Origin of the sequence: Streptomyces sp. NPDC006997 (assembly GCF_040635175.1) — a bacterium.
Classification (GTDB): domain Bacteria; phylum Actinomycetota; class Actinomycetes; order Streptomycetales; family Streptomycetaceae; genus Streptomyces.
The window spans coordinates 1-4,642 of sequence record NZ_JBEYHH010000087.1 but is presented as its reverse complement, the minus strand read 5'-3'; the positions used below and the strand labels follow the sequence as shown (position 1 = coordinate 4,642).

Annotated in this window: 4 protein-coding genes and 1 pseudogene; 4 read left to right on the top strand and 1 reads right to left on the bottom strand. The window is 71.8% G+C overall.

Going from position 1 to position 4,642, the window contains the following annotated elements:
* The 4 genes and pseudogenes from ABZ659_RS35700 to ABZ659_RS35685 all read left to right on the top strand — a co-directional run.
* Positions 1–393, top strand: a pseudogene (locus tag ABZ659_RS35700) (hypothetical protein); the annotation flags it as partial.
* A complete protein-coding gene (locus ABZ659_RS35695; protein ID WP_360229134.1) occupies positions 390–1,661 on the top strand; it encodes a DNA cytosine methyltransferase in 1,272 nt (423 codons plus the stop codon). The pseudogene ABZ659_RS35700 and the gene ABZ659_RS35695, both read left to right, overlap by 4 nt.
* Positions 1,661–2,776 carry a DnaB-like helicase N-terminal domain-containing protein gene (locus ABZ659_RS35690; protein ID WP_360229131.1) on the top strand — a complete coding sequence of 372 codons (1,116 nt, stop codon included), beginning with the start codon at positions 1,661–1,663 and terminating at the stop codon, positions 2,774–2,776. The genes ABZ659_RS35695 and ABZ659_RS35690 overlap by 1 nt, the downstream gene beginning before the upstream one ends.
* 65 nt (positions 2,777–2,841) lie before the next feature.
* The gene (locus tag ABZ659_RS35685; RefSeq protein ID WP_360229128.1) at positions 2,842–4,206 is read left to right on the top strand and encodes a DUF317 domain-containing protein; all 1,365 of its coding nucleotides are present in this window, start codon (positions 2,842–2,844) and stop codon (positions 4,204–4,206) included.
* 178 nt (positions 4,207–4,384) lie between these two features.
* Here ABZ659_RS35685 and ABZ659_RS35680 read toward each other — a convergent pair.
* Positions 4,385–4,642 (bottom strand): DUF5655 domain-containing protein (locus ABZ659_RS35680; protein ID WP_360229125.1); only part of this gene is annotated, 258 nt, incomplete at its 5' end.

Here is a 4,642-nt window from a genome sequence, read left to right as displayed (position 1 = left end):
CGCTACCTGACTTCCCTCGGTCTCGCCGATACCCCGAAGTCGAGTTGCCTGGGATGCCCGTTCCATGGAAATGCGCAGTGGCGGCGTATCAGGGACACATCTCCGTCCGAGTGGGCGGACGTCGTCGAATTCGACGCGGCCATCCGGCAGGGCAATGCCCGCGCCAACGCCACCGGCAACAGACTGCTCGGCGAGGCGTTCCTGCACCGCTCCCGCGTCCCGCTCAGCGAAGCCCCCATCGATCACGTCACGGCTGCCGAGCGGGCCGCCCTGCGGATCAGCGCGGACGAGGCCGACGTCCTGGAGAACGGTGTCGAGGACGGTTGCTCGCCCTGGGCGTGCCGGGGCGACGCCGACGCGCTGACGCAGGACGACTTCGGGCTGGCCACGTGATACTCGACCTCTTCGCGGGGCCGGGCGGCTGGAGCAGGGCACTGCACGTCCTGGGCGTGCGCGACGTCGGCCTGGAATGGGACCCGTGGGCATGTAAGACCCGTGCTGCGGCGGGTCAGTTGACCATCCGGTGCGACGTGGCGAGGTATCCGGTATGGCCGTTCATCGGCCGCACCCGCGGTGTGATCGCTTCGCCGCCGTGTCAGGCGTGGAGCATGGCCGGCAAGCGCCTCGGCCTGGTCGACCAGCCGCTGGTGCACGCGGCGGTCGAAGACCTGGCCGCCGGGCGCGACACCCGCGAACGCCTCCTCACCGCCTGCCGCGACGAGCGCTCCCTGCTCGCCGCCGAGCCGATGCGCTACCTGCACGCGCTGAACGCGGTCGGCGAGCCCGACTGGGTGGCCATGGAGGAAGTACCGGACGTGCTGCCCTTGTGGAAGCAGTACGCGGCCGTCCTGCGCGGGTGGGGGTTCTCCGTCTGGTACGGGATCCTCAACGCCGCCGACTTCGGCGTCCCGCAGACCAGGAAGCGGGCAATCCTCCTGGCCTCCCGCGTCCGCACGGCGCAGCCGCCCACGCCCACGCACGCCCCGCTCGCCGAGCCGGAATCGCTGTTCGGTCCGGGCCGTGCCCGCTGGGTCAGCATGGCCGAAGCCCTGGGATGGGGCGCGACCGACCGGCCCGTCCCCACCGTCTGTGCAGGAGGTGGGCCTGGCGGCGGCCCCGAGCCGTTCCCGTCGGGCTCTCGCAAGACGCTGTCCGCCGCGCGGGAGCGCGGCACCTGGATGCCGCGGCCGGACGGGGTGGTTCTGCAGTCCCGCCGGGAAGGCGCGGGGTGGGCGGCCCGGCACGGCACGCGCGAGAATCGTGCGGCCGACGCTCCGGCGCCCACGTTCACCGCCGAGGCGCACCGCTGGTCCTGGTCCCTGCGCAGCAACAACCAGGCCAACGCCACCGTCCGGTCCATCCAGGAGCCGGCTGGCACGCTGTTCTTCGGGCACCGCGCCAACGAGTGCACCTGGGTCGCCGAACCCGCCACACCCTCGGCCACGGACACCGATGCGCCGGCCGTTCCCGAGCCGATCCGGATCACCGCCCGCGAGGCGGGCCTCCTGCAGACCTTTCCCGCCGACTACCCCTGGGCCGGCAACAAGGGCCAGCAGTTCTCCCAGATCGGCAACGCCGTTCCCCCGCTGCTCGCCGGCCACCTCCTCGCCCCGCACCTCGGCGTCACCCTCGACCCCGACGACTTCACCCTCGCCGCCTGATGCCCCACACCCCCGAACCCGACGAAGACAACCTCGACACCATCACACCGCCCCAGCCGGTATTCCACGTCGAGCAGGCCCTCCTGGGGGCTCTCCTCCTCGACCCGCACCGCCTGGACGACGTGAACGGCATCGCCGCCGACTCGTTCTCCACCGCCGCGCACGCCGCCCTGTATGCCGCGATCAGTACCCTGCCGCGGCCCGACCCCGCCGAGCACGCGAAGAACACCACGTGGCTCGACCGCGTACTCGCTACCGCCCTGGAGGAGTCGCACGGACTGACCGCCTCCTACCTGCACGCCCTCGTTCAGGTCTGCCCCTGGCCCCGCCACGCCCCCGCGTACGCCCGGATGGTCGAGGCCGAGCACGCCCGCCGTCGCCTGCTGACGGCCGCCGAACGCCTCGTCCACACCGTCCACGACGCCTCCCTCCCGAACCCCGTCCAGACAGCGCTCGCCGAGGCGGACGCACTTGCCGCGGTCGTGGACGACATCGCGAACCGCTTCCCCCCGCGCTCCGGTGTCCTTCCCCGCACCCCGGCACCTCCTCCCACCGCCGCCGACGACACCGAGGCGGTCGAGGAGGAGCAGCTCCTGCTCGCGACCGCCACCGCCCGCCCGGACGACATCGACGCCGTCCGGTGGCTGCTCCCCGACGACCTCACCCTGCCCCTGCACGCCGGCCTGTGGCAGTGCCTGACCACCCTCGCCCGCCGCGACGAGCCCATCGACCCCGTCACCGTCCTGTGGGAAGCCCAGCAGCGCGGCCTGCTCGACTACGGCCGTGAACCAGGCGAGGTCCTGCGCATGCTGGCCGAACCCGCCGGATCCGTCGAGCACTGGGCCGAACGCGCCCTGCGGCGCTCCCTGCTGGCCACGGCCGAACACACCGGACGGCGCGTCGAGGCGTACGCCGGCGACTCGGCGAACACCCCCTTCCAGCTCGTCGCCGGGGCCCGCCGCGCTCTCGCTGACATCGCCGCCGTCCGCACCCGCTGGCAGCACGCCGCCGGAGCCACTCCGCCGCAGCAGCGGCGAGCGGCGCCTGCCACCCGCGCCGGCCCGCCGACCACCACGGCCGCACACGCCGCCCGGCCCACACGAGCAACCCGATAACTCCCGATTGCGCCGGTGGCCGGGCCCGCGGGTCCGGCCACCGGCAGAACGGATGAGACCCCCACGTGACTGCCTCCATCGACGCCCATGTCCGCCTCGACACCCACCCCACTCACCCGAGCGCCGTGCAGGCCGTCCTGACCGGCACCCAGGCCCGCGTCGCCTCCACGGCTCTGGAGGCTGCCGGCTGGAGTGCCGCCGCCACAGGCGTCCTGGTCCTGGCCCGCATCGATCACGAGGAGCCCTACTGGGCCGCCGACGCCGCCCAGCATCTGACCGCCGAAGGCATCACCGTCGAGATCACCCCGCGCCTCCAGGAGGCCATCGACGAGGAATGGACCTGGCCGAACTACCCAATGCCCTGGTGCACCCGCAACGAGATCCGCGAGGTCTCCGACCAAGCGCAGAAGATCCACGACGACATCCGCAACGGCCACCTCCTGATTCACGCCCACGCCCACGACGGCCACACCACCGTCGCGGTCGGCACATACCTCCACCAGGGCGGCAAGTCCGTCTACCTCCACGGCGAGAACCATCTGCGTCAGATCGCCGACACCTTCGACTCACCCGCGGAAGCACTGGTGGCCTTCGAGAACGCCCACGCGGCCGAAATGCGCCCCGGCCCAGCGCCCCTGACCGACACCGAACGCGCCGCCACCGCAGCGCGTTCCGTCTTCGACGTCACCACAGCCAAGCTCAAACCGTCCCGCCCGGAGCCGGAGGCGGTCCCCATCTACCTGGCCGATGCCGGTGACCACGACGCGCTCCTCGGCACCTTCCTCGACACGCACGGCGAGTTCGAAAAGTGGCGCACCTGGTCCGATGAAACGACCCACGCCATCCACGAATCGCAGACCCTGCGCATCGAACGCGTCCACGAAACCCAGGCCCGCGAGACCGCCTGGATCGTAGCCGCCTACGAAACGCCTGTCTCCGACCGCATGTGGCACCTCACCGCGACCAGCGCCACTCCCGCCCCAGTACTGCAGAATCTGCTGAACCACCTCGCCGACGGCGACGGCTGGGACACGGTCATCGGCGTCCCAGTGGGCGAGAGGACGGTCACCACAGCCACGCAGCCGCTCACTGAGGCCGGGTGGAAGCACACCCTGACAGGGCACGGGATCCGGTGGACGTCCCCCGACGGGCAGGCAGGCGTCCGGTTTGACCCACTGACCGCGCAGGCCCCCCAGAACCCAGCCACCTGGACCATCTGGGCCGGCCCCGACCCGGACCGGCCCACGTGGGCCATCACCGCGTCCCCGCACACCCCGAGTTCGCTACTGGCCGACCTCTCCGAATCTCTCGCCCACGAGACCGGCACGCGTCAGCCCCAGCCGGGCCGCGAGCACAGGACCCGCCTCGCAGCCAGTGCACCGGCGGCTCCGGCGGTCACGGCCGGCCGACCCGCCAGCCGTTCACGCTGATCATCGGCCCCGCACGAGCAGGGCAACATAGCGTGGGATCGCCGGTTGGCCAAACCGGCGATCCCGCGCACCATAGATATTCCACCGCCACGCCCTGCCCGCACGTCGAGAGGCTCCTCCCACGACCGCAGACACGACACGTAGCGCAGCCCGTCACGAGGCCGGGAGCGCCGGGCGATCACGCCGCCGCGTAGCTCGCCCGGAACAAGTCCTGCGCCCGCTCCACGTCCCTCAGCGTACGGAGCTGGACCTCCAGATCACCCGTGCCGTGGTGACCGAGACCGGACACGTCCCGGGTGAAGCCCGGAAGAAGATCGACGTTCTTCGGGTCGACCTTCAGGTAGACCAGCAGCTTGCTGCGCTGCGGCGGGCACAGGCAGGCAAAGTTGCGCAGCCGCTGATACGCCCGGTAGGTCTTGCGCTCCACCCGGTTCAC